Below are 23,195 nucleotides of genomic sequence, written 5' to 3' on the forward strand. Positions count from 1 at the left end.
GACATGCACGCACAGACGTACGAGACGACCACGCTTCCGTGGGCGCTGCGCACCGATCACCTCGTCGGGTCGATGATCGACTCGTCGACCTCGCTGCTCGCCGCGCAGAAGCACGACATCGTGCGCTTCGCCATGGGATCGCCCGCCGCCGAGGCGGTTCCGCACGCGGCGATGGCGGAGATCGCGGGCCGGGTCCTGACCGCAGATGCCTTCGACTACGGTGCGACGGAGGGTGATCCGGCTCTGATCGAGCAGCTGGTGGCCTTCTGCGACGCCGTCGGTGAACCGACGGCTCCCGATCGGTTGGTCATCACGTCGGGTGGCATGCAGGGGCTCGATCTCGCGTGCACGCTGTTCGTCGACCCCGGCGATCTGGTGATCGTCGAGAGCCCGACCTACACGAACGGCACCGCGACCGTGCTCAGCTACGGTGGCGACATCCTCGAGGCGCCGATGGATTCCGACGGGCTGATCGTCGAGGCGCTTCCCGAGTTGGTTGCCCGCGCAGGCCGACTGCCCACGATGATCTACACCATCCCGACGTTCCAGAATCCGTCCGGGACGACCATGTCGCTGCCGCGCCGACTGGCGCTCCTGGAACTCGCCCGCGAGTGGGGCGCCGTGGTGCTCGACGACGACCCCTACGGCCACCTCCGCTTCCAGGGAGATCCGGTTCCGAGCCTGCGAGCGCTCGCTCCCGACGACCCGCTCGTGTTCTCCGTGCGCACGTTCTCGAAGCTCATCGCCCCGGGTCTGCGTGTCGGATGGGTGGACGCGGACCCCGCCGCTCGCCGGTTGATCATCAACGCGAAGCAGGCGATGGACACGTGCACCAACGTGCCGAACCAGCGGATCGTGGCCGAGTTCCTGCGACAGGGACTGCTCACCGAGCACCTGGCGTCCCTCGCGGACATCTACCTGCCCCGCAAGATCGCGATGCAGACGAGCCTGGAGCGGCACCTCGGTGGAAGGGTGCGCACCACCGATCCCGAGGGCGGTTTCTTCCTGTGGGTCACGCTGGTGGGTGACGACGCTGCCGTGGACACGCGGCGACTGTTCGAGATCGCACTCGCGCACGGTGTCGCCTTCATCCCGGGTCCCGCGCTGTCCGCGAACGGCCTCTTCGGCGATGCGATGCGACTGTGCTTCGCGTCCTCGACGCCCGAGCGCATCGACGTCGGCGTGCAGCGGTTGGCGGGTGCGCTGGACGCGGCCCGAGCCGAACTGTGACGGCGGCCGATCTCCAACAGGATCGCGCGTCGACCGACGTCGCGACGGTCGAGCGGATCACGAGAGCGCTGATCGACGCCGGTCCCGACGAGTCCGCCGTGGTGGCCGAGATCTGTCGCATCGCACAGGGTCTCGGTCTGCAGACCGTCGTCACCGACGCGTCGCCGGGGCGGCCGAACGTCGAGGTGGTCCTTCCCGGCGAGCCCGGCCCGGGCCTGCTGTTCCTCGGGCACTCGGACGTGGTGCCCGCCGGGGAAGGCTGGACCGGGGACCCGTTCCGCTCGCGGGTGCACGACGGTCGGATCGTGGGACGCGGCGCCTGCGACATGAAAGGTGGTCTCGCCGCGGTAGTCGCCGCGATGGGTTCACTGGCCCGGCGCGGTGTGGTCCCGGCGCACACCGTGACACTCGCCTGCGTGGTGGACGAGGAGGACACGGGCCTGGGCATCCGGGCATGGGTGTCCGACCGTACCGACCAGACCGGCCGGCCTCCGGCCTTCACGGTCGATGACGGCCGGCCTCCGGCCTTCAGGGTCTATGACGGCCGGCCTCCGGCCTTCAGGGTCTATGACGGCCGGCCTCCGGCCTTCACGGGATGCGTCGTGGCGGAACCCACGGCCGGCACCGTGATCGTGGGGTGCCGCGGAGCGGCGAACATCGTGCTCACCGTCACCGGTCGGAGCGCGCATGCCGGCCGGCCCGAGAACGGTCGCAGTGCCGTGGTCGCGGCGGCCCGCGTCGTGGGCCAGATCGACGGGCTGCACGCGGAACTGGCCACCGTGCCGCACCCGGTGCTCGGCGCCGCGTCGTGGAACGTCGGCCGGATCGACGGTGGGACCGGACCGTCGATCGTCGCGGGCCGCTGCCGGCTGGAGATCGATCGCCGCCTGCTGCCGGACGACGACGTGGACGCCGTCGTCGCGGACCTGCTCCGCCGGGCCCGCCTCGTCACGGATCTGGACGTCGACGCGTACGTCGAGATGGAGATGCCGGGATTCCTCACCGACGAGTCGAGCCCGCTCGTCGAGTCTGCGCTGGCGGCGCTGCGCTCCACGGGTGCGCCGGACCCGTCGACCGCGGTGTGGACGGCGTCCTGCGACGGGGGGTTCGTCGCCCGTGACCTCGGAGTGCCCACAATCGTGCTGGGTCCCGGTGATCTCGAGGCTCAGGCCCATCAGCCCGACGAGTCCGTGGACCTGCTCGAGGTCGCTCGCCTCTCCCGGGCCTACGCTCGACTGATGACGGAGCAGCGACCGTGAGCCCCTCCCGCACGAACGGCGGAGCGAGGCCGATCATCACCGTCCTGCACGACGGACTCCTTCCCGACAGGGTGCAGGAACTCGACACCTCGTACGAGGTGCGGCATGCCACCGCCGACACGTTCGGCGATGCGGTCGACGGCGCGCAGGCGGTCCTGCTGTGGGACTTCTTCTCGTCGGCGCTCCGGGACCAGTGGTCGCGCTGCTCCGCACTCGAATGGGTGCACGTCGCCGCAGCAGGGGTGGACAAGCTGTTGTTCGACGACCTCGCGGCGTCCGACGTCGTGGTGACCAACGCGCGCGGGGTGTTCGACGTGCCGATCGCCGAGTTCGTGCTCGCATCCGTGCTCGCTCTGGCGAAGGACGTACGCGGCACCGTCGAACTCGGCCGACAGGCGCGATGGTTGCGCCGGGAGACCGAGAACATCGCGGGGCGTCGAGCTCTGGTGATCGGCACGGGCAGTATCGGCCGGGCTACGGCGCGCATGTTGCGTGCCGTCGGTATGGACGTCGCCGGGGTCGGACGGACGGCTCGCACGGCTGATGCGGATTTCGGAACCGTCCACGCCAGTGCGGATCTCGCGTCGGTGGTACCCGGCGCCGACTACCTCGTTCTCATCGCACCGCTGACACCGTCGACACGGGGCATGGTCGGCCGCGACGTGCTCGCGGCGGCCGATCCCGGGGTGCGCGTGATCAACGTGGGTCGTGGCGAACTGCTCGACACCGACGCGCTTGTCGACGCTCTGCGCAGCGGCCACGTCGGGGGAGCTGCCCTCGACGTGTTCGACACCGAGCCGCTGCCACCCGAGCACGTGCTGTGGACCCTCGACCACGTGCTGCTGACCGCACACATGAGCGGTGACACCGTGGGGTGGCGCGACCGGCTCTACTCCGGTTTCGCCGAGAATGCCGAACTATTCGCGGCCGGCCGACCGCTGCGCAACGTCGTCGACAAGTCCCTCGGGTTCGTCGCCGGGTGACCCGGTGACCGCGGGCGTCCGGTCGTATCCCTTGCGGTCGTAGATCGCGATCACCAGAGCGCCGAGGACCAGGCCGATGACGAGCCCGAGCAGCGTCATGCCGAGTCCGTGGGCGAGACCCGAGTTCCAGCGTGAGTCGAAGTAGAGGATCGAGCGCACCGCGAGATACACCTGATGCATCGGCTCGAATTGCGCGAGCCACCCGAAGAGCGCGGGTGACGCTTGGATCGGGATGGTGGCGCCGGCGGACGGCAGGCCCAGGATCACGAAGACGACGAGGTTGAGGATCAGCCCCGGAGTGCCGAAGATCGACAGCACCGACACCGCGGTGATCCCGACGGCCGAGATGGCCAGCACTCCGAAGAGCCACAGGCCCAGTGCGTTCGGGATCGGCATGCCCAGTGCGGTGGCGATCGCGACGTAGAGACCGGACACCACGAACCCGATCACCACCATCGTGAGCCACTTCGCGGCGAGCACGCGCAGGCGACTGTCGGTGGATCGGCGACGCTGCAGGAAGGTGGGGCCGAACTCGAGCGGTACGAAGCCGAGGGCGCCGTCGACGAGAGCGCTGGCGATCATCGCGCCGGTGAAGCCGGCGAGCACGAGGAGCAGGGCGTAGTAGAAGGCGGACAGCCCGAGCCCCGTGCCGTCCGGAAGTGGGCCGTAGGGAGTGACGACGATGTCGACCGGCGCGGCCAGCGTGAGGGCCGCGGCCCCGGAGAGGGTGGCGCCCGCGGGCAGTGCCTCGGTCACCTGCGTCGTGAGTCGTTCTCCCAGAGTGCCGTTCGCGGAGTCGAGCGCCGTGTCACCGATGGTGGTCATGAGGGAGGATCCGAGAGTGCCGGCGCGCGGATTGGTCATGATCGTCACGATGGGTCGCTCGATGTCGCCCGCCACGACGGAGGCCTGCGTCAGGATCGACACCCGTTTGGTGAAGTCGCTCGGCACGACGATCGCGCCGTAGACGTCGCCGTTCGCGAGGAGGTTCTGCGCCTCCGCGATACCGACCTGTTTCAGATCGATCTTCTCCGCGTCGATGCCGTCCGCGATGCCCTGGCCGATCTGCTGACCCAGGTTCGCCTGCTCGCCGTTCGGCAGCACGTCACCCTCGTCGCTGACCACCAGTGCCACCGGGAAGTGGCGGAGGTTCTCCTTCGGGTCGAGGATGCCGCCGAGGTACAGCGCCGCGAGCAGCGACATGACGACGGAGACCGCGACGACCGGCAGCACCCAGGTGGTGGGGCGCCGGAATGCGGGCGCAGCGGCTTCGGGGGACATGGCGGGCCTTCCGTCGGCAAGTTCTCGGTGACCGATACACATTTGTATTGGCTCGTTCGATACGATAGTGCATCATGGCGGCAACTTCAGGCAACGTGACCGCGAGAACAGGCAGGACCGCCACTCGCAGCAGAGCACAGACTCGCGAGCGCGTGCTGGACGGCGCCCTCGAGGTGTTCGTCGAACGGGGTTTCGGGCGATCGACCCCGGAACAGATCTGCGAGCGAGCGGGATTCACTCGCGGAGCGTTCTACTCGAACTTCTCGTCGATGGACGAGGTCTTCCTCGAACTGTGGACGCGACAGGCGTCGGGACTGATCACGCGGGTACGCGGAGTGGTCGACGCCCTGGAGTACGACGCGTCCGACGGGCGGTCATTCGAGGAGATCGTCGTGGCAGCGCTGAGCGGACTGGTCGGCGACGTGTCGTGGCACGTACTCATGGCGGAGTTCGGCGCCCACGCGGCGCGGAACCCGGGGCTGGCGGCCGTGGTGACCGGGCACCGGGCCGCGCTCCGTGACGCCCTGCGTCCCATGATCGTTCACGGTCTCGCGATCCACGGGCGCGAGGTGGCGGTGGACGACGACACCCTCGGTCGGGGTGTCGTCGCCGCCTACGAAGGAGCGATGGCCCAGGCGATGATCGAGCCGGCCAACCCGGTACCCGCGCGACTCGCCCTGGAGCTCGTGGCCGCGGTCATATGGTCGTTCTCGCGCGAGCGCTGACTCCGCACATGGTCGTTCTCGCGCGAGCGCTGACTCCGCACATGGTCGTTCTCGCGCGAGCGCTGACTCAGAACGCCCGCTCGTACTGCGGAGGTGTGGCCGGGGTGATGTCCGCGCCGAGCTCGCGTGCCGCACGACGGGCCCAGTAGGGGTCGCGCAGCAGTTCGCGCGCCAGGAACACGGCCACGGCCTCGCCGGACCCGATGATGTCCTCGGCCTGCTTGGGCTCGGTGATCAGTCCGACTGCGGCCGCGGGGATGCGCGTCTCGCTCTGGATGCGCCGGGCGAACGGCACCTGGTAGCCGGGTTCGACGGGGATGGACGCCTTCGCGACGTTGCCACCCGTGGAGACGTCGACGAGGTCGACACCGTGATCCTCGAGCTGCTGGGTGAGCAGAACGGTCTGGTCGGGCGTCCAGGCCTCGGAGTCGACGCCGCGCTCCTCGCCGGTCCAGTCGGTCGCGGACACGCGCACGAAGACGGGCTTGTCGGTCGGCCACACCTCGCGGATCGCGTCGACCACGCGCAGGGTCAGGCGGATACGACCCTCGAAGCTGCCGCCGTACTCGTCGGTCCGGTGGTTGCTGGCCGGGGACAGGAACTGGTGCAGTAGGTAACCGTGCGCCGCGTGCACCTCGGCTACGTCGAAGCCGGCGGCCAGCGCGCGTACCGCGGCGGAGCGGAAGTCGTCGACGACCTTGTCGATGTCCTCGGTCGTCATCTCGCGCGGAGCCGGGTAGTGGCCGAACTCGACAGCGCTGGGTCCGACCGTCTCCCACGCGAGGGAGTCGTCCGCCGCCAGCGGCTTTCCGCCACGCCACGGTGCGTCGGTGGACGCCTTGCGACCGGCGTGGGCCAACTGGATCGCGGGCACACTGCCGTGCTGCCGGATCTCGGTGACCACCTCGGCCAACGCGTTCGCCTGCTGGTCGTTCCAGATGCCGAGGTCCCACGGCGTGATGCGGCCCTCCGCGCTCACCGACGCCGCCTCGGTCATCACCAGGCCGACGCCGCCGACGGCACGCGAGACGAGGTGAGTCCGGTGCCACGGTGTGACCGCGCCCGTCGAGGGTCCCTCCGCGTCCGCCGAGTACTGGCACATCGGCGACATCCACACCCGGTTGGGAAAGGTGACCTCACGCAGGGTCAAGGGCTCGAACAGCAGGCTCACAGTCATCTCCTCGTCTCGTCCGACACGCGCGCCGTCCACGACGACAGCGCTCAGGATGAACGAACAATCGGGCCGGGCGATCATTCCCGTCGGCCGGATCGTCCCGGGTGCGCTCGGGCGTACGGGCTGGTGGGAGCGTGACCTACCCTGGACGGCGTGACTGCCACCACCAGCGCCGAGGTGTCCACCCCCGATGCTCTCGAAGCGGACGTGCACGCCGCTGCTGCCCGCGCCCGGGTCGCCGCGCGCGCGCTCGCTCTGCTGACGACCGCGCGCAAGGACGACGCGCTGCACGCCGCGGCGGACGCCGTCCTGGCCTCCGCCGACGCGATCCTCGCCGCCAACAGCGAGGACCTCGCACTCGCCGAGGCATCCGGCACTCCGCCCTCGCAGCTCGACCGACTGCGGCTGACCCCCGACCGCATCGACGGCATCGCCGCCGGACTGCGCCAGGTGGCGTCTCTGCCGGATCCCGTGGGGGAGCTCCTCGAGGGTCGGACCCTGCCCAACGGACTCGAGATCCGGCAGCTCGCAGTGCCGCTCGGCGTCGTCGGCATGATCTACGAGGCCCGCCCCAACGTCACGGTCGACGCGTTCGGGCTCACTCTGAAGTCGGGCAACGCCGTCCTCCTGCGGGGGTCGTCCTCCGCCGCGCGATCGAACGCCGCGCTGGTGGGCGTTCTGCGGGCGGCACTGTCGGCGCTGGACCTTCCGGCCGACGCCGTCCAACTCCTGTCCAGCGAGGATCGCGCGACGGTCACGCACCTCATCCGGGCTCGCGGACTCGTCGACGTCGTCATCCCGCGCGGTGGGTCCGGCCTAATCTCCGCGGTGGTGCGCGACGCGACGGTGCCCACCATCGAGACCGGTGTCGGCAACTGCCACGTCTACGTGCACGCGTCCGCGGACCTCGACATGGCCGAGCGCATCCTGCTCAACGCGAAGACACGTCGAGTGAGCGTGTGCAACGCCGCGGAGACGGTGCTGATCGACGCCGCCGTGGCCGACGTGGCGGTGCCGCGTCTGGTGCAGGCGTTGTCGGACAACGGCGTACGTGTCCACGGCGATCTTCCCGGTCTCGTGCCGGCCACCGAGAACGACTGGGCCGACGAGTACCTGTCCGACGACATCGCCCTCGCCGTCGTCGACGACCTGGATGCCGCCGTCGCGCACATCGACAGGTACGGCACGGGACACACCGAGGCGATCGTGGCATCGGATCTCGCTGCCACCCGGGCGTTCTCGGCTCGGGTGGACGCAGCGGCCGTCATGGTCAACGCCTCCACCGCGTTCACCGACGGTGAGCAGTTCGGCTTCGGGGCCGAGATCGGCATCTCCACCCAGAAGCTCCACGCCCGCGGCCCCATGGGGCTGCGGGAACTCACCTCGACCAAGTGGATCGTGCAGGGCGACGGGCACATTCGTCCGGCCTGACCCGCCTCCACCACCTCTCTGGAACAACCGAAAGGCCCGGCGTGACGCAGACGTACTCCGACATCGTTCCGTTCTTCTCCGACGTCGACGACGTGGCGACCCGCCTCGCCGCCACGGGGTACCTCGCCGACAAGGCGACCGCCACGGCGGTGTTCCTCGCCGATCGTCTGGGCAAGCCGCTGCTCATCGAGGGCCCGGCAGGTGTCGGCAAGACGGAGCTGGCTCGCGCCGTCTCGCAGGCCGCGGGAGCCGAACTGGTCCGCCTGCAGTGCTACGAGGGCGTCGACGAGGCGCGGGCACTGTACGAGTGGAACCACGCGAAGCAGATCCTGCGCATCCAGTCGAGTTCCGGCGCGGGGTGGGACGAGACACGCCACGACGTGTTCTCCGAGGAGTTCCTGCTGTCGCGGCCCCTGCTCACGGCGATCCGTCGATCGGATCCCACCGTGCTGCTGATCGACGAGACCGACAAGGCGGACATCGAGATCGAGGGCCTGCTTCTCGAGGTGCTCAGCGACTTCGCGATCACCGTGCCGGAGCTCGGCACCATCTCGGCGACCCGACGGCCGTTCACGGTGCTGACCTCCAACGCGACACGCGAGTTGTCGGAGGCGCTGAAGCGTCGCTGCCTGTTCCTGCATCTCGACTTCCCGGACGCCGACCTGGAGCGGCGCATCCTGGCCAGCCGGGTCCCGGAACTGCCGGAGGCGATGGCCGAGCAGATGGTGCGCATCGTGCAGGTGCTGCGGGACATGCAGTTGCAGAAGCTGCCGTCGGTCGCCGAGACCATCGACTGGGGCCGCACCCTGTTGGCACTGGGCATGGACGAGGTGAGCGACGCAGCCGTGCGGTCGACGCTCGGCGTCATCCTCAAGCACCGCTCCGATCAGGACCGCGCCGTCGCCGAACTCCGACTCGGCTGACCCGTGACCGGGACGGTGGACATCTCCGGCATCCCCGCACACCTGGTGGGCTTCGTGGAGGCGCTGCGTCGCCGCGGTATCGACGTCGGCCCGTCGGAGACGGTCGACGCGGGCGCGGTGTTGGCCGTCCTCGACATTCTCGATCGCGAGGTGGTGCGGGAGGGTCTCGCGTGCGCGCTGGTGCGCCGACCCGGCCATCGCCCCGCGTTCGATGCGCTCTTCGATCTGTGGTTCCCCGCCGCGATCGGTGCGCGGACCGCCGACGAGGAGAACACGGTCGGCCCGCCTCTCGCCGAGGACGGCACCGTCGATCTCGACGCTCTGAAACACGTGCTGGCGGAGCTGCTCGCGGACGGTTCCGCGGAGGCCATGGCGCAGGTCGAGCGACTGGTGGGCGACATCGTCGAGACCTACGGCAAGTACAGCTCCAGCCGCGGCGAGTCGTTCTCGGAGTACCAGACGCTGCGCACGGTGGAGCCGTCGACGCTGCTGGCGAAGATTCTCGACGGACTGATCGGCCGCTCCACCGGGCCCGGTGCACCCACGACCGGCGAGTTCGAGTCCGAACTGGCCCGTCGGACGGCCGCGGTTCGCATCGCGGAGTTTCGGTCGATGATCGAGAAGGAGACCCGTCGTCGCACCGCCGAGGTGCTGGGCAAGGAACGGGTGGCGTCCTACGGCGTCCCGCGCCTGGCCGAGGACGTCGACTTCCTCCGCGCGTCCGAGTCGGAACTGGCGGCCCTCCGCAAGAACGTCGCTCCGTTGGCGCGGCTCCTGGCGAGCCGATTGGCGGCCCGTCGACGGCGGTCGCGAGCGGGGTCGATCGACCTGCGGCGCACCCTGCGCAAGTCCTTGTCCACGGGGGGCGTCCCCATCGACCTGGTCAACCGCAAGCCCCGCACCGCGCGGCCCGAACTGGTGATCTTCTGCGACGTCTCGGGATCGGTCGCCGGCTTCAGCCAGTTCACCCTGCTGCTCGTGCACACGTTGCGCGAACAGTTCTCCCGAGTGCGTGTCTTCGCGTTCATCGACACCGCCGACGAGGTGACCCGGTTCTTCGACGCCTCGGCCGGACGCGCGTCGCTCGCCGAGTCGATGTCGCGCATGATCGCGGAGTCGGAGCTGATCACCTACGACGGCCATTCCGACTACGGCCACTCCTTCGAGACCTTCACCGCGCATCACCTCGATGCCATCGGTCCTCGGGCATCGCTGTTGATCCTGGGCGACGCCCGCACCAACTACCGCGATCCGCGCACCGAGTCCCTCGCCCGCATGGTCACCGTCGCCCGGCACGCGCACTGGCTCAACCCCGAGCCGAAGGCGCAGTGGGGGACCGGTGACTCGGCCGCCGACGTCTATCGGCGGGTGATCTCGATGCACGAGTGCCGGTCGGCGGCGCAACTGGCCGAGGTCGTGTCGCGGCTCCTGCCCACGGGATCCTGACGTCTCTCGGTTCGGCCGAATCCTCTGTTCGGGGCAGGTCCACGTAGAGTCGTCACTCGTGCAGGAACCGACGACGCCGCCCGAGGGCCGCCGCCCGCGACGTCTCGGCGTCATGGGTGGCACGTTCGACCCCATTCACCACGGGCACCTCGTGGCCGCCAGTGAGGTCGCCGATCGGTTCCAGCTCGACGAGGTCGTCTTCGTCCCCACCGGCCAGCCCTGGCAGAAGCAGGACCGGACGGTGAGCCCGGCGGAGGACCGCTACCTCATGACGGTCGTCGCCACCGCGTCCAACCCTCGCTTCTCCGTCAGCCGCGTCGACCTCGACCGTGCCAAGCCGACGTACACCGTCGACACGCTTCGCGATCTCGCCGACCAGCATCCCGGTGACCAGTTGTTCTTCATCACCGGGGCCGATGCTCTCAGCAGCATCATCGGGTGGCAGAACTGGCAGGAACTGTTCGAGCTGGCCCGCTTCGTCGGCGTGTCCCGCCCCGGGTACGAACTGGGTGCCGACCATCTGGCCGAGTACCTCGATCGGTTGCCGAAGGATGTCCTGACCCTCGTGGAGATCCCGGCTCTCGCCATCTCGTCCACGGAATGTCGACGGCGTGCCGCCGAGAATCGTCCCGTCTGGTACCTCGTGCCGGACGGCGTCGTCCAGTACATCTCTAAGCGGGACCTGTACCGCCCCGCCGGGGAGGAGCGTCACGACGGCATCGCGACCGTCTCCGAGCCCGCACCCCAGCACACCGGCACTTCCGCCACCACCGCATCAGCCCTGTCAGGAGAGAACACCACGTGAGCGCTACACCCGAGGCCATCAGGGTCGCCAGCATCGCCGCACTCGCGGCGGACGAGAAGCTCGCCGCCGACGTCATGGCCCTCGACGTCTCCGACCAGCTGGTCATCACCGACTGCTTCGTCATCGCGTCGGCACCCAACGAGCGCCAGGTCAACGCGATCGTCGAGAACATCGAGGAGAAGCTCCGCGAGGCGGGCAGCCAGCCCGTTCGTCGTGAGGGCACCCGCGAGGGCCGATGGGCACTGCTCGACTACGTCGACGTCGTCGTCCACGTGCTCCACAACGACGAGCGTCACTTCTACGCCCTCGAGCGTTTGTGGAAGGACTGCCCGGTCCTCGAGATCGAGGGTCTCGGAGCCACGGACACCTCGACGCAGTACGGCACCGACGATCACGGTGTCGACGACGCCCTCGACCACGGTGTCGATCGCGTCACCGAACCGGACGAGTGACGTCCGTTCGTCGGTTGGTGCTGCTCCGGCACGGTCAGACCGAGTACAACGCGGCCTCGCGCATGCAGGGTCATCTCGACACCGACCTGACCGAGCTGGGTCGCACACAGGCCGAGGTCGCCGCTCGAGCGTTGGCACTGCTGCAGCCGCATCGGATCGTCTCGTCCGATCTGCGACGGGCACACGACACGGCGACCGCGCTGTCGGCGGCCACGGGTGTTCCCGTCGAGCTCGACGAGCGGCTCCGGGAGACGCACCTCGGTGACTGGCAGGGGCTGACGCACCTCGACGTCGACGACGTCTCACCCGGCGTCCGCGAATCGTGGCGCGCCGACGCCGGGTTCCGTCCGCCGGGCGGCGAGTCGCGCGTGGACGTCGCCGAGCGCTCGATGCCGCTGATCCAGGAGCTGCTGAAGGACCCGGAGTGGACCACGGCGCCGGTCGTCGTCGTCGCCCACGGTGGAACCATCGCCGCGCTCACGGCCGCACTGCTCGATCTGCCGGTCGACCGGTGGCCGGTGCTCGGGGGACTGGGCAACGCCAGCTGGGTGCAGGTCGCGGGGCACGGAACGGACGACGTCTCCTGGCGCCTGGACGTGTGGAACGCGACGGCCGCCGTGGCGGGTGACGTTCTCTGATGTCCGAGGCGGATCGCCCGGTCCTGCTCGTCCTCGCGGACTCGCTCGCGTACTACGGTCCCGAGGGCGGACTGCCGGCCGATCATCCCCGCATCTGGCCCACCCTCGTCGCGCGCGAACTGGGCTGGGACGTCGAACTCGTCGGCCGCATCGGCTGGACCTGCCGCGATGCCTGGTGGGCACTCACCCAGGATCCGCGTGTGTGGGCGTCGATACCGCGTGCCGGGGCGGTGGTCCTCGCGACCGGCGGGATGGACTCGTTGCCGTCACCTCTGCCGACGGCCCTGCGGGAGCAGATCCGCTATGTCCGACCGCCCATCCTGCGGCGCGGTGTGCGCGCCGCCTACGGGTGGCTGCAGCCGCGGCTCTCGCACCTGGGCCGTCCGGTGGCCCTGCCGCCGCATCTGAGTGTCGACTACCTCGAGCAGATCCGCGCCGCACTCGCGGCAGTGCGTCCGGAGGTACCCGTCATCGCGACGCTCCCGTCGGTGCATCGATGCGACGCCTACGGACGAGTGCACACCGGCCGCGAACCAGCGGTGCGCGCGACCACGGCGTGGGCGGTGGGACATGATCTCCCGCTCGTCGACCTCAAGGCGGCCGTCGAGGAGAACATCGTGTCCGGGAACGCGAATCCCGATGGTATTCACTGGGGTTGGGACGCACACGTGCGCGTGGCCGAGTCCGTCGTCGCTGCCGTGCGCGCCTGCGCCCGCATCTGATCCACAGGGTCGTGGCCGTCCACAGGTGAGCCCGGCGGCGGCTCGTCTCGTCCTGGCCCGGGCCTACCGTCGCGGGCATGGCACCCGAGATCGCTGCTCCCGACACCGACGAGGACGCCCGTCGCCTCGAAGTGCGGCGCCCCGTGGGCGTCGGCCGCTTTCGGATCGATCCGGGGTCCCGCGGCGTCCGTGCGCTCGCCGTGGCCGCCGTCCTTCTCGTGGGCGCCGTGGGGGCGGTGGTGATGCGAGATTCTCCGCAGGTCACCGCGGTGCCGCCGCTTCCCCCTCTGGTCACCGAGTCCGAGACGCCGACGCCGACGATGTCGGCACCGGAATCCGCGGGAGTCGTGGTCAGCGTGCTCGGCGCTGTGATACGCCCGGGACTCGTCACCGTTCCCGCCGAGTCCCGTATCGCCGACGTCGTCGCGGCCGCGGGTGGGCGCCGGGACGACGCGGACCTCTTCGGGCTCAACTGGGCGGCGAAGGTGTCGGACGGTGACCAGGTGGTGGTGGGGTCGACGACGGGGTCGGTGCCGCTCGCTCCGGCATCGGTGTCCGTGGCCGGTGAGGGGTCGGGGGACAGCGGGCAGGCCGGAGGCCGGTCGGGGGACAGCGGGAAGGCCGCGGGTCTGGTGTCGCTGAACGAGGCGACGGAGGCGGAGCTCGATGCCCTGCCCGGTGTCGGTCCGGTGACCGCGAGTGCGATCGTGCAGTGGCGCACCGAGAACGGCGGGTTCACGTCCGTCGACCAGCTGTCCGAGGTGAGTGGTGTCGGCCCCGCTCGGCTCGAGAAGCTGACGCCTCTGGTCACGCTGTGACCGACGCACCGGCCGTGGATCTCCGGCTCGCCCCGAGTGCGGTGGGTGCGTGGGCCGCGACCCTGGTGGCCGTCGGCGCGGGGTGGTTCCCGGCGGCGGTGCTCGGCGCGGTGTGCGTGTTCGTGGCCGCCGTCGCCTGGTGGTGCAGGCGTAGACAGGGCTCGGGGTCGGTGGTGATGCTGATCGTCGTGGCGGCCTGCTGCGTCACCGCGGCGTTCGCGGCGATGTCGTCCCTGCGGATGCACGAGGTGACGACGGGCCCGGTCCGCGAGGGCGCGCTGGGCGGTGCGTACGCGACGGTCGAGGGCGTCGTCACGGACGATCCACGTCCGATCACGGGCTCGTTCGCGGATCAGGTGCTCGTGCCGATACGAGCGAGCCGAGTGACGCTGCGCGGCACCGTCGTCGATGGGTCGGCCCGGATCACCGTGTTCGCGCCCCCGGATCCGTGGCGGGCACTGGAACCGGGTGTGTCGGTGACGTTCCGGGCGCGGCTCGCGGCTCCCGATCGTGTGGGCGCGGTGGATGCCGTCGCACGTGCCACCGGGCCACCCGAGGTGGGGAGCGCGCCGGCCCTGTTCCGGTGGTCGGGCGTGGTGCGACGTGCTCTCGCGGAGGCCGCTGCCATCGCTCTGCCACGTGAGGAGGAGGGGCTGCTCCCGGGAATGGTGGTGGGGGACAGGTCGGGACTCGACGTCTCCGTCCAGGACTCGTTCACGGCGGCCGGAATGTCCCACTTGACGGCTGTCTCGGGCGCCAATTTTTCCTTCGTCATCGGGTGTGTCGTCCTCGGCGCTCGGCTGCTCTCGGCCGGCCCTCGAACCACCGCGGCGCTCGCGGGAATCGTCCTCGTCGCGTTCGTCGTGGTGGCGAGACCGTCACCCAGCGTCCTGCGTGCGGCGGTCATGGGTGTACTGGGTCTGCTGGCGGTGATGACCGGCCGCCGTCGCCATGTGATGCCGGCCCTGTGCACCGCGGTGCTGGTGCTGCTGGCCGTCGATCCGGGACTGGCGGTGTCGTGGGGGTTCGCGCTGTCGGTGACCGCGACGGTCGCTCTCGTGCTGCTCGCCCCGGTGCTGACGGCGATGGTGAGCCGCGCCGACGCACCGCCCGGTCGCCGACGTCCGGTGCTCGACGCCGTGGCCGTGGCACTGGCGGCGCACCTGGTGACCGCGCCGCTGGTCGCCGCCATGGCCGGAACGTTCTCCGTCTACTCGGTGGCGGCGAACGTGCTCGCCGCACCCGTCGTCGGGCCGGTCACCGTGATCGGAGCGCTGGCGGCCGTGGTGGCCGTCGTGAGCGTGGAGGCCGGGGCCGTCGTCGCCGGGGTGGCGTGGGTGCCGCTGCGGTGGTTGCTGGCCGTGGCCGCGTACACGGCGGACGCTCCCGGTGCGACGGTGCTCACTCCGACCGGGCCTCGGGGCGCCGCCGTCGTCGGGGGATGTGTCCTCGTCGCGGCGGGCGCGGCGGTGCTGGTCCGGCGTCGGTGGCTGTCGGCGCACCGTGGCACCATCGACCGGTGAGTTCGACAGCGAGCAGCACCCGTCCCGAGCCCCTGCACCTCGTCCTGGGCGACGAGGAGCTCCTCGTCGAGCGTGCGGTGTCGTCCATCGTGGCCGCGATGCGCGCGGCAACGGTGGGGGCCGGGGCCGAGGTGCCGGTCGACCGTCTGCGGGCGGGGGACACGACGGTCGCCGAGCTCGCGGAACTGCTCAGCCCCTCCCTCTTCGCCGAGGATCGCGTGGTCGTCTTCGAGGCGGCCGCGGAGGCCGGTAAGGACGCGATGACGCTGGTTCTCGACGCCGCGGCGACGCCGGTGGACGGTGTGGTCCTGGTCGTTCTGCACTCCGGTGGAGGCCGGGCCAAGGCCATGGTGGGGGCGCTGCAGAAGTCCGGTGCCGTGGTCCACGAGTGCGCGAAGCTGTCCAAGGCGTCGGAGCGCGTCGACTTCGTGCGGGCCGAGTTCCGCTCCCACTCGGAGACACGCGTCGCTCCCGATGCCATCGCCGCACTCGTCGACGCGGTGGGGTCGGACCTCCGCGAACTGGCCGCCGCGTGCTCGCAACTGGTGTCGGACACGGCGGGGAAGGTCGATGTCGCGGCCGTCCGCCGCTACTACTCGGGCCGTGCGGAGGTCACGGGCTTCGACATCGCCGACAAGGCCGTGTCGGGTGACCGCGCCGGCGCCCTCGAGGCACTGCGGTGGGCGATGTTGGGCGGCACACCGCACGTGCTGCTCGCGGACGCACTGGCCGAGGCCGTCCACACGGTGGCGCGGGTCGGTTCGGCGGGCCGCGGCGATCCGTTCCGGATGGCGTCCGAACTGGGGATGCCGCCGTGGAAGATCAAGAAGGCGCAGGCGCAGGCCCGCATGTGGGATCCGCAGCGCATCGCCGAGGCACTGCAGGTGGTGGCAGCGCTCAACGCGGACGTCAAGGGCCAGGCCGCCGACGCGGACTACGCGGTGGAACGCGCCGTGAACGTGGTGGCGGGGCTGAGTTCGCGCTGACAGCGCCGCCCGGGCACACGACTACGCCCCGGGCATCGTGCTCGCCCGGGGCGTAGTGCTGACAAGCTACTGCACAGTAACTCTCGAGAAGAACTGCACAAGGACTCTCGAGAGGAGCCGCGAGGGCTCGGGAGAGATCAGAGCTTGTTGAAGGCCAGCGACATCGCCGACTTCTTGTTGGCAGCCTGGTTCTTGTGGATGACACCCTTGCTGGCTGCCTTGTCGAGCTTGCGGCTCGCAGTCAGCAGGATCTCCTCGGCCTTGGCCTTGTCGCCGGTTTCGGTCGCCTCACGGAAGGAGCGAATCACGGTGCGGAGCGACGACTTCACCGACTGGTTGCGCAGGCGCTGACGCTCGTTGGTTGCGATTCGCTTCACCTGGGACTTGATGTTGGCCACGCGTAGTTATCCTTCGTCTCTTCTCGGTCCGGGACGGCTGACTCCGGGGAACACTCTCGAGCCGTACGTGCAGTGCTTGTGAAAGCTGGTGACGGTGGGTGCGCACGAGCGTGCCCACGTCCGACGTACGAGACTACCAGCGTCGGTCCGGTAACCCAATTCGGTGATCTCGCTGCAGGGAGTCGGTGTGCACGTGACTCGTGAGGTTGCATGGAATTAACGTGTCCACCGTGCTCCAGGGGTACCTGTGAGGCAGCATGGCGACCATGAGTCCCCGATCAAGCGCTGCACCACAGGCGAAGAAGAGCCGTTCGCAGTCGCAGTCGCAGTCCTTGTCCGGGCCGAGCGTGTTCGACGGTTACCGGGACATCGGGAAGTACGGACTGGCGTTCGACGAGATGTTCGACGGCGACGGCGGGCTGCGTGGACCGTACAAGGGAATCCACAAGGCGCTCGCGCCGTCGGACGCCGCGGAACTGGACGCCCGCTCGGACGCGCTCGGCCGCGCCTTCGTCGATCAGGGCATCACGTTCGCGCTCGAGGGGCAGGAGCGTCCGTTCCCTCTCGACCAGGTGCCCCGGGTCATCGCGGCGTCCGAGTGGAACAAGCTCGAGCGCGGCATCAAGCAGCGGGTCAAGGCGCTCGAGTTCTTCCTGGCGGACATCTACGGGGAGCAGGAGATCCTGCGCGACGGCGTGGTCCCGAAATCTCTGGTGACGTCGTGCGAACACTTCCACCGCGAGGCGTTCGGCATCGTGCCGCCCAATGGTGTGCGCATCCACGTCGCCGGTATCGACCTGATCCGTGACGCCGAGGGCACCTTCCGCGTCCTCGAGGACAACCTGCGGTCGCCGTCGGGCGTCTCGTACGTGATGGAGAACCGCCGCACCATGGCGCGCGTCTTCCCCGACCTGTTCGCCAGCCACCGTGTGCGCGCGGTCGGCGATTACGCCACACACCTGCTGCGCGCGCTGCGTGCCGCCGCCGCCATCAACGAGGCGGACCCCACCGTCGTCGTCCTCACGCCCGGTGTGGCGAACTCCGCGTACTTCGAGCACTCCCTCCTCGCCCGCCTGATGGGCGTCGAGCTGGTCGAGGGCCGCGACCTCTTCTGCCGCGACAACGTCGTCTACATGCGCACCACCGAGGGCGAGCGCCAGGTCGACGTGATCTATCGCCGCATCGACGACGACTACCTCGACCCCATGCAGTTCCGACCCGACTCCGTTCTCGGCGTGGCCGGGCTGGTCAACGCCGCACGCGCGGGCAACGTCGTCATCTCGAGCGCCATCGGCAACGGTGTGGGCGACGACAAGCTCACCTACACGTACGTGCCGACCATCATCGAGTACTACCTCGGCGAGAAGCCGCTGCTCGCCAACGTCGACACCTTTCGCTGCTGGCTGCCGGACGAGTGCGAGGAAGTGCTCGACCGTGTCGACGAACTGGTGATCAAGCCCGTCGAGGGCTCCGGCGGCTACGGCATCGTGTTCGGTCCGGACGCGACACCCAAGGAACTGGCCACGATCAGCAAGAAGATCCGGGCCGATCCGCGCGGGTGGATCGCGCAGCCCGTGGTGCAGCTGTCGACCGTGCCCACCAAGATCGGTGACCAGCTCGCGCCGCGGCACGTCGATCTGCGACCGTTCGCCGTGAACGACGGCGACGACGTGTGGGTGTTGCCCGGAGGTCTGACCCGAGTGGCGCTCCCCGAAGGGTCGTTGGTGGTCAACTCGAGCCAGGGCGGCGGCAGCAAGGACACCTGGGTGCTGGCCGGCCGCGCCACCAAGGAGGACGAGCGTGAGCTCGGTGGAGCGGAGATCGTGTCCGAACCCCCGTCGTCACCGACCGCAGAGCAAGGTCCCGAGCTCAACAGCCAGCAGATCCAACAGCAGCAGCAACAGCTGACCCACTCCCCGAAGGACGGTGCCCGCTGATGTTGGCTCGTAACGCCGAATCGCTGTACTGGATCGGCCGCTACGTCGAACGCGCCGACGACACCGCGCGCATCCTCGACGTCACGCTGCACCAGCTGCTCGAGGACGCGACCGTCGACCCCGACCACACCTCCCGAGTGTTGCTGCGGGTGTTGGGATTCGAGCTTCCCGACGAGCGCCTGGACGTGTGGTCGTTGACAGAACTCGTCGCGTTCTCCCGCGAGGGCAACGGCTCCATCGTCGACTCGTTGTCCAGTGCCCGCGAGAACGCCCGCGGTGCACGGGAAGTCACGTCGAGCGAGATGTGGGAATGCCTCAACACGACGTACAACGCACTCGGTGACCGTATTCGAGCGTCGAAGCGCCTGGGCCCCCACGAGTTCCTCGGGTTCATCGAGGAGCGCGCAGCGATGTTCGCCGGCCTCGCCGACTCGACGCTCAGCCGCGACGACGGCTACCGGTTCCTGCTGCTCGGTCGCTCCGTGGAACGCGTCGACATGACCGTCCGGTTGCTGCTCGCCCGCGCCGGCGATCGACCGTCGTCTCCGGCGTGGGTCACGGTGCTGCGGTCGGCCGGTGCACACGACACGTATCTGCGTACCTATCGCGGCGCTCTCGACGCTCAACGCGTCCTGGAGTTCATGCTGCTCGATCGGCTGTTCCCGCGCTCGGTGTTCTACGCACTGAGCGAGGCGGAGCACTCGCTCGACAGCCTCGACCATCACCCCGACATGCGCGTCGGATCCCGTGCCGAGGCGCAGCGACTTCTCGGCCGCGCTCGCAGTGAACTCGAGTTCCTGCAGCCGGGTGTTCTGCTGGAGGATCTGCAGGACCGTCTGATGTCGTTGCAGGAGACCTGCCGCGAGGTGGGTGAGGCGATCTCCAAGCAGTACTTCCACGCAGCGCCCTGGGTCGCCTGGACGGACGCCGGAAGCCGAACGGACGAAGCACAATTGGAGGGTGAACTGTGAGCTGGCGGATGCGCGTCGTGCACACCACGGGGTACAACTACGACGCACCGGTCACGTCCTCGTACAACGAGGCGCGACTGACGCCGCGGAGCGACACCCGGCAGAACGTCATTCTGAACCGCGTCGAGACCGATCCGGCGACGAGGTCGTACCGGTACACCGACTATTGGGGCACCGCGGTCACGGCGTTCGATCTGCACGCTCCGCACACGTCCCTGGAGGTGGCCGGGTCCTCTGTCGTCGAGACGGACGCGTTCGTCCCGCCGGAGGAGACCCTCGACTGGGAGGACCTGGCCGCAGACCTCGTGGTGGACAGGTTCAACGAGCTGCTCGGCCACAGCACCTACGTCCCTCGGAACCGTCAGCTGACGTCCGTCGCGAAGAAGTTGGCGAAGGATCTGGGGCCGTACGACGCCGTGGTGGCCGTCTGCGACTGGGTGAACCAGGAGATGTCCTACGTTCCCGGCACCACCGGGGTGCACACGTCCGCGGTGGAGGCGTGGGCCGAGAAGAAGGGCGTCTGCCAGGACTACGCACACCTCACGCTGGTGTTGCTCCGCAGTATCGGCATTCCTGCCCGCTACGTCTCGGGCTACCTGCACCCGAATGCCGAAGCGGTGGTGGGTGATTCGGTCGAAGGTCAGTCACACGCGTGGATCGAGGCGTGGACCGGATCGTGGTGGGGCTACGACCCGACCAACGGTGTGCCGGTGAACGAACAGCACGTCTCGGTGGGAATCGGACGCGACTACGCCGACGTGCCACCCCTCAAGGGAATCTTCTCCGGTGGCGGGTCCACGGAACTCGACGTCGTCGTGGAGATCACCCGGCTGGCCTGACGCCCGATCCGCCCAACAGCGAGCGCGTCAGTCTCTGACGCTCGTCCACGCAGGCGGTGAGCACCGCGGCGACGTCGTCGTCGGTGATCACCGTCATGTGCCCGTCGGCGCCATGGTCGTCGCGTTCGATCGCGGCCACCACGGTGCGGCGCACGAGTTCTCGGACGTACGAGGCGGTTCCATCCTCGGTCGCCTCCACCAGCGGTGTGAGATCGGCTGCCACGTCCACGGCCGACAGGTAGAGCCGTGCCAACCGTTCGCGACCGCGGGTGTCGGGCAACGGGATCTCGACCGCGAGGTCGATACGGCCGGGCCTGTCCCGGACCGCTCGCTCGATGGAGTCCGGTCTGTTGGTGGTCAGGACGAACGTGACGTCCGCGTCGCCGTCCATGCCGTCCATCGCATCGAGCAGTGCGAACAGGAGCGAGTTCACACCCGTTTCCTCGCGCTCCCGAGCGATGAGATCGACGTCCTCGACCACCACGACCGACGGGCTCAGACGGCGTGCCAAAGTGGTAGCCTCCGCGATGTGGCGCATCGCGGACCCGGTGAGCACGATGACGGTGCTGTCCGGCACGAGTCCGAGCAGGTGGCGGACCGTGTGGGTCTTGCCGGTTCCCGGTGGGCCGTACAGGAGTATGCCGCGACCCACGTGTTGGCCCGCTTCACGTAGTCGTGCTGCGGAGGATCCGACGGTGACGAGATGACGGGTCATCGCCTCGAGGGTGCCGTCGGGAAGGATCAAGTCCTCAGCCGCGACGGTGGGCCTCGTCATGAATCCCACGAGCCCGTTGCCCCGTCCGCCGCCGCTCCCCAGGGTCAGGACCTGGCCGCGCATGACGTCGTGCTCGTCCATGAGCGAGACGATGCTGTCCAGCGTGCTTGCGCCGGCGTCCCGATCGCCGCAGATGACCTCGATCTGCAGTGGCGCCTGATGCGCCGGGTCCGGGATGTGGATCGCGACCGCCACGGGGATTCCGCCGGGCGAGTGGGTGTCGAGCAACCCGAACACCGGGACGGACATCGTCGACGCGGGACCGACGTCCACCGACCGGTACTCGACCGGTGCGCCGCGACAACTGCCACCGCGACGGCAGGAACTCAGCATGGCGACGAGATCGTCGTGGTACCGCTCGTGGCCACGAACCGACGACCATCGTTGTGCCGCAGATGATGTCGACTCCTCCGGGCGGTCATCGGCATAGGCCTCGACGGCGAGGACGAGGGTCGCGGCCTGATAGGCGGGGAGTGAGCGGCGATGCGAGATCACCGCATCCGGAGGCACCGCCAGGTGCGAGAAGATGTGCAGCGCAGGCTCTTCGAGCGGACCGGTGTCGATCGCTCGGGCTCGATGGGAGAGATGGGACAGGGCTCCGCTGACGATGTCGAGGGAGTCCGGGGAATGCGTGAGGGTCACAGTGAACGCACTACCAGTGCGGATGGTTCGAAGGAATGTGACGCGGGATGTGCCGCCGGTGAGAGGGGAATCGGCGGAAATTCACATCCGCACAAGCACGGTAGCACCGCGGCATGGATGTGCGCCAGAGCCGGCCGGAGCTGACGACCCTCGCGGCGTCCGGGCGGAGGTGATTCACTGGAGACCATGTCGGCCACCGGATGGTTCCTCGTCGCCCTGATCGTTCTCGTCGCCGCCGTTCTCGCGTTCCGACTTCTCGGACGCGCCGCATCCGGCAGGCCCACGACCTCCGGCGAGGTCGGAACGGTCGGGTTGGACGACGGTGCTCGCGCCGAGATTCATCGACTGCTGGCCGCCGACAGGAAGATTCAGGCGATCAAGGTCTATCGGGAGCGAACTGGCGCAGGACTGCGCGACGCGAAGGTCGCGGTCGAGTCCCTCGAACGCGGTGAGTCCCTCACGCCGGGCCCGGCGCAGTGGGACGACCTCGTTCCACGCCTCACGGCACTGAAGAACGAGGGACAGGCGATCGCCGCGATCAAGTTACTCCGCGAGCGAACCGGGTTGTCGCTGCTCGAGGCCAAGAACGCCGTCGATCGACTGTGATCCGAGTTCAGTGCCAGGAGAAGTCGGAGCGCAGGCGCTGTGCCACCAGGTCGAAACGATCACGGGGGAGGACGGCTCCCTCTCGTCGGATCCCGCCCTCGGGAACGTCGAGCACGCGGTCGAGACGGACCCAACTCGGGCGCCCCTGCGCGTCCCAGGGCCCGCCGCCGAGGCCGAGCCAGTCGCGGTCGCCGTCGTGCTTGCTCTGACTCGAGAGCATGAGGCCGAGCAGAGTGGAACCGTCGCGGCCGACCACGAGCACCGGTCGATCCTTGCCCTGCGACGGATCCTCCTCGTAGGCCACCCACGTCCACACGACCTCGCCCGGGTCCGCGGCGCCGTCCAGCGCGGGGGAGTACTCGATGCGCCGTGCGCGCATGGCGGTGGGAACCGAGGTCGACGTCACGGGCCGTCCCGACGGTGCTCCGGTGGGTGACGTGCCACCGGCTCCGGACGCGCCTATGCGTGAACCCAACGACTGCGTCACCTTGTCGAGGGCGCCGGACCGCTGCAGCTGCCGGAACAGGCGCGGGCCTTCCGCCACCGCGAGTCGTCCCAGTTTCTTGCCGATCGACGCCAGAGTTGCCATGCCGTCCAGGCTACCGAGACCCGAGGACGTAGCTCACCACCC

Annotated in this window: 23 protein-coding genes; 18 read left to right on the top strand and 5 right to left on the bottom strand. The window is 69.3% G+C overall.

All coding sequences use genetic code 11. The features are described from left to right. Positions 1-3 precede the first annotated feature (3 nt). The 3 genes from HQ325_RS17920 to HQ325_RS17930 are packed head-to-tail and all read left to right on the top strand — an operon-like array spanning position 4 to position 3,472. Entirely contained in the window at positions 4-1,230 is a 1,227-nt protein-coding gene (locus tag HQ325_RS17920; protein WP_261778669.1) for a PLP-dependent aminotransferase family protein, read from the top strand. Further along, a complete protein-coding gene (locus tag HQ325_RS17925; protein WP_222631539.1) occupies positions 1,227-2,489 on the top strand; it encodes a M20 family metallopeptidase in 1,263 nt (420 codons plus the stop codon). Before HQ325_RS17920 ends, HQ325_RS17925 begins: the two co-directional genes overlap by 4 nt. After that, the gene (locus HQ325_RS17930; RefSeq protein WP_222631541.1) at positions 2,486-3,472 is read left to right on the top strand and encodes a D-2-hydroxyacid dehydrogenase; all 987 of its coding nucleotides are present in this window, start codon (positions 2,486-2,488) and stop codon (positions 3,470-3,472) included. The genes HQ325_RS17925 and HQ325_RS17930 overlap by 4 nt, the downstream gene beginning before the upstream one ends. Here HQ325_RS17930 and HQ325_RS17935 read toward each other — a convergent pair. Further along, positions 3,407-4,753, bottom strand: a complete 1,347-nt coding sequence (locus HQ325_RS17935; RefSeq protein ID WP_222631543.1) for a DUF3533 domain-containing protein — start codon at positions 4,751-4,753, stop codon at positions 3,407-3,409. The genes HQ325_RS17930 and HQ325_RS17935 overlap by 66 nt on opposite strands. A 74-nt stretch (positions 4,754-4,827) precedes the next feature. On the opposite strand from HQ325_RS17935, the gene HQ325_RS17940 reads away from it, so the two are divergent. Then, positions 4,828-5,478 carry a TetR/AcrR family transcriptional regulator gene (locus tag HQ325_RS17940; RefSeq protein ID WP_222631545.1) on the top strand — a complete coding sequence of 217 codons (651 nt, stop codon included), beginning with the start codon at positions 4,828-4,830 and terminating at the stop codon, positions 5,476-5,478. Between the two features lie 67 nt (positions 5,479-5,545). On the opposite strand, the gene HQ325_RS17945 is transcribed toward HQ325_RS17940, so the two are convergent. Next, positions 5,546-6,649 (bottom strand): NADH:flavin oxidoreductase/NADH oxidase, encoded by a 1,104-nt coding sequence (locus tag HQ325_RS17945; RefSeq protein ID WP_222631547.1) that lies wholly within the window; start codon positions 6,647-6,649, stop codon positions 5,546-5,548. 156 nt (positions 6,650-6,805) lie between these two features. Between HQ325_RS17945 and HQ325_RS17950 the strand changes: the two genes are divergently transcribed. From HQ325_RS17950 to holA, 10 genes are all read left to right on the top strand, one after another. Continuing rightward, complete coding sequence (locus HQ325_RS17950) at positions 6,806-8,083, top strand: glutamate-5-semialdehyde dehydrogenase (protein ID WP_222631548.1); 1,278 nt, start codon at positions 6,806-6,808, stop codon at positions 8,081-8,083. A gap of 41 nt (positions 8,084-8,124) precedes the next feature. Next, positions 8,125-9,006 carry a MoxR family ATPase gene (locus HQ325_RS17955; protein ID WP_056445834.1) on the top strand — a complete coding sequence of 294 codons (882 nt, stop codon included), beginning with the start codon at positions 8,125-8,127 and terminating at the stop codon, positions 9,004-9,006. A 3-nt stretch (positions 9,007-9,009) separates the two neighbouring features. Further along, complete coding sequence (locus HQ325_RS17960) at positions 9,010-10,452, top strand: VWA domain-containing protein (RefSeq protein ID WP_222631550.1); 1,443 nt, start codon at positions 9,010-9,012, stop codon at positions 10,450-10,452. 58 nt (positions 10,453-10,510) lie between these two features. Next, on the top strand, positions 10,511-11,257 hold the full coding sequence (gene nadD / locus HQ325_RS17965; protein ID WP_308014716.1) for a nicotinate-nucleotide adenylyltransferase: 747 nt from the start codon (positions 10,511-10,513) through the stop codon (positions 11,255-11,257). Continuing rightward, complete coding sequence (gene rsfS / locus HQ325_RS17970) at positions 11,254-11,709, top strand: ribosome silencing factor (RefSeq protein WP_051613344.1); 456 nt, start codon at positions 11,254-11,256, stop codon at positions 11,707-11,709. Before nadD ends, rsfS begins: the two co-directional genes overlap by 4 nt. Continuing rightward, positions 11,706-12,347 (top strand): histidine phosphatase family protein, encoded by a 642-nt coding sequence (locus HQ325_RS17975; protein WP_222631552.1) that lies wholly within the window; start codon positions 11,706-11,708, stop codon positions 12,345-12,347. Before rsfS ends, HQ325_RS17975 begins: the two co-directional genes overlap by 4 nt. Further along, on the top strand, positions 12,347-13,069 hold the full coding sequence (gene octT / locus HQ325_RS17980) for a diglucosylglycerate octanoyltransferase (RefSeq protein ID WP_222631554.1): 723 nt from the start codon (positions 12,347-12,349) through the stop codon (positions 13,067-13,069). The genes HQ325_RS17975 and octT overlap by 1 nt, the downstream gene beginning before the upstream one ends. 77 nt (positions 13,070-13,146) lie before the next feature. Further along, the gene (locus HQ325_RS17985) at positions 13,147-13,887 is read left to right on the top strand and encodes a ComEA family DNA-binding protein (protein WP_222631556.1); all 741 of its coding nucleotides are present in this window, start codon (positions 13,147-13,149) and stop codon (positions 13,885-13,887) included. Next, positions 13,884-15,410: a ComEC/Rec2 family competence protein gene (locus HQ325_RS22890; protein WP_222631558.1), complete on the top strand. Its 1,527-nt coding sequence runs from the start codon at positions 13,884-13,886 to the stop codon at positions 15,408-15,410. The genes HQ325_RS17985 and HQ325_RS22890 overlap by 4 nt, the downstream gene beginning before the upstream one ends. Continuing rightward, positions 15,407-16,396, top strand: coding sequence for a DNA polymerase III subunit delta (gene holA, locus HQ325_RS17995; RefSeq protein ID WP_027505699.1), 990 nt, complete (start codon positions 15,407-15,409; stop codon positions 16,394-16,396). The genes HQ325_RS22890 and holA overlap by 4 nt, the downstream gene beginning before the upstream one ends. A gap of 137 nt (positions 16,397-16,533) precedes the next feature. On the opposite strand, the gene rpsT is transcribed toward holA, so the two are convergent. Then, positions 16,534-16,794, bottom strand: coding sequence for a 30S ribosomal protein S20 (gene rpsT / locus HQ325_RS18000; protein WP_222631561.1), 261 nt, complete (start codon positions 16,792-16,794; stop codon positions 16,534-16,536). A gap of 398 nt (positions 16,795-17,192) precedes the next feature. On the opposite strand from rpsT, the gene HQ325_RS18005 reads away from it, so the two are divergent. The 3 genes from HQ325_RS18005 to HQ325_RS18015 are packed head-to-tail and all read left to right on the top strand — an operon-like array spanning position 17,193 to position 20,541. Beyond that, positions 17,193-18,731, top strand: a complete 1,539-nt coding sequence (locus HQ325_RS18005) for a circularly permuted type 2 ATP-grasp protein (RefSeq protein ID WP_239533048.1) — start codon at positions 17,193-17,195, stop codon at positions 18,729-18,731. Continuing rightward, complete coding sequence (locus HQ325_RS18010) at positions 18,731-19,702, top strand: alpha-E domain-containing protein (protein WP_222631563.1); 972 nt, start codon at positions 18,731-18,733, stop codon at positions 19,700-19,702. The genes HQ325_RS18005 and HQ325_RS18010 overlap by 1 nt, the downstream gene beginning before the upstream one ends. A gap of 8 nt (positions 19,703-19,710) precedes the next feature. Then, positions 19,711-20,541, top strand: coding sequence for a transglutaminase family protein (locus HQ325_RS18015; RefSeq protein WP_222631565.1), 831 nt, complete (start codon positions 19,711-19,713; stop codon positions 20,539-20,541). On the opposite strand, the gene HQ325_RS22895 is transcribed toward HQ325_RS18015, so the two are convergent. Beyond that, positions 20,525-21,958, bottom strand: a complete 1,434-nt coding sequence (locus HQ325_RS22895; protein WP_222631567.1) for an ATP-binding protein — start codon at positions 21,956-21,958, stop codon at positions 20,525-20,527. The two genes, HQ325_RS18015 and HQ325_RS22895, sit on opposite strands and share 17 nt — an antisense overlap. A gap of 186 nt (positions 21,959-22,144) precedes the next feature. Between HQ325_RS22895 and HQ325_RS18025 the strand changes: the two genes are divergently transcribed. Beyond that, positions 22,145-22,564: a hypothetical protein gene (locus tag HQ325_RS18025; RefSeq protein ID WP_222631569.1), complete on the top strand. Its 420-nt coding sequence runs from the start codon at positions 22,145-22,147 to the stop codon at positions 22,562-22,564. A gap of 7 nt (positions 22,565-22,571) precedes the next feature. Here HQ325_RS18025 and HQ325_RS18030 read toward each other — a convergent pair whose 3' ends face one another. Further along, positions 22,572-23,153 carry a type II toxin-antitoxin system PemK/MazF family toxin gene (locus HQ325_RS18030; protein ID WP_222631571.1) on the bottom strand — a complete coding sequence of 194 codons (582 nt, stop codon included), beginning with the start codon at positions 23,151-23,153 and terminating at the stop codon, positions 22,572-22,574. Positions 23,154-23,195: the final 42 nt, after the last annotated feature.

This window comes from Rhodococcus sp. BP-349, assembly GCF_019835845.1.
In the GTDB taxonomy this organism is placed as follows: domain Bacteria; phylum Actinomycetota; class Actinomycetes; order Mycobacteriales; family Mycobacteriaceae; genus Rhodococcoides.

Excerpts from the sequence above, each read along its gene's own strand:
- HQ325_RS17920 (WP_261778669.1), top strand. The coding sequence starts at position 4 with ATGCACGCACAGACGTACGAGACGACCACGCTTCCGTGGGCGCTGCGC.
- HQ325_RS17935 (WP_222631543.1), bottom strand. The coding sequence starts at position 4,753 with ATGTCCCCCGAAGCCGCTGCGCCCGCATTCCGGCGCCCCACCACCTGG.
- HQ325_RS17940 (WP_222631545.1), top strand. The coding sequence starts at position 4,828 with ATGGCGGCAACTTCAGGCAACGTGACCGCGAGAACAGGCAGGACCGCC.
- octT (WP_222631554.1), top strand. The coding sequence starts at position 12,347 with ATGTCCGAGGCGGATCGCCCGGTCCTGCTCGTCCTCGCGGACTCGCTC.
- HQ325_RS17985 (WP_222631556.1), top strand. The coding sequence starts at position 13,147 with ATGGCACCCGAGATCGCTGCTCCCGACACCGACGAGGACGCCCGTCGC.
- HQ325_RS18005 (WP_239533048.1), top strand. The coding sequence starts at position 17,193 with ATGTTCGACGGCGACGGCGGGCTGCGTGGACCGTACAAGGGAATCCAC.
- HQ325_RS18010 (WP_222631563.1), top strand. The coding sequence starts at position 18,731 with ATGTTGGCTCGTAACGCCGAATCGCTGTACTGGATCGGCCGCTACGTC.
- HQ325_RS18015 (WP_222631565.1), top strand. The coding sequence starts at position 19,711 with ATGCGCGTCGTGCACACCACGGGGTACAACTACGACGCACCGGTCACG.
- HQ325_RS18025 (WP_222631569.1), top strand. The coding sequence starts at position 22,145 with ATGTCGGCCACCGGATGGTTCCTCGTCGCCCTGATCGTTCTCGTCGCC.
- HQ325_RS18030 (WP_222631571.1), bottom strand. The coding sequence starts at position 23,153 with ATGGCAACTCTGGCGTCGATCGGCAAGAAACTGGGACGACTCGCGGTG.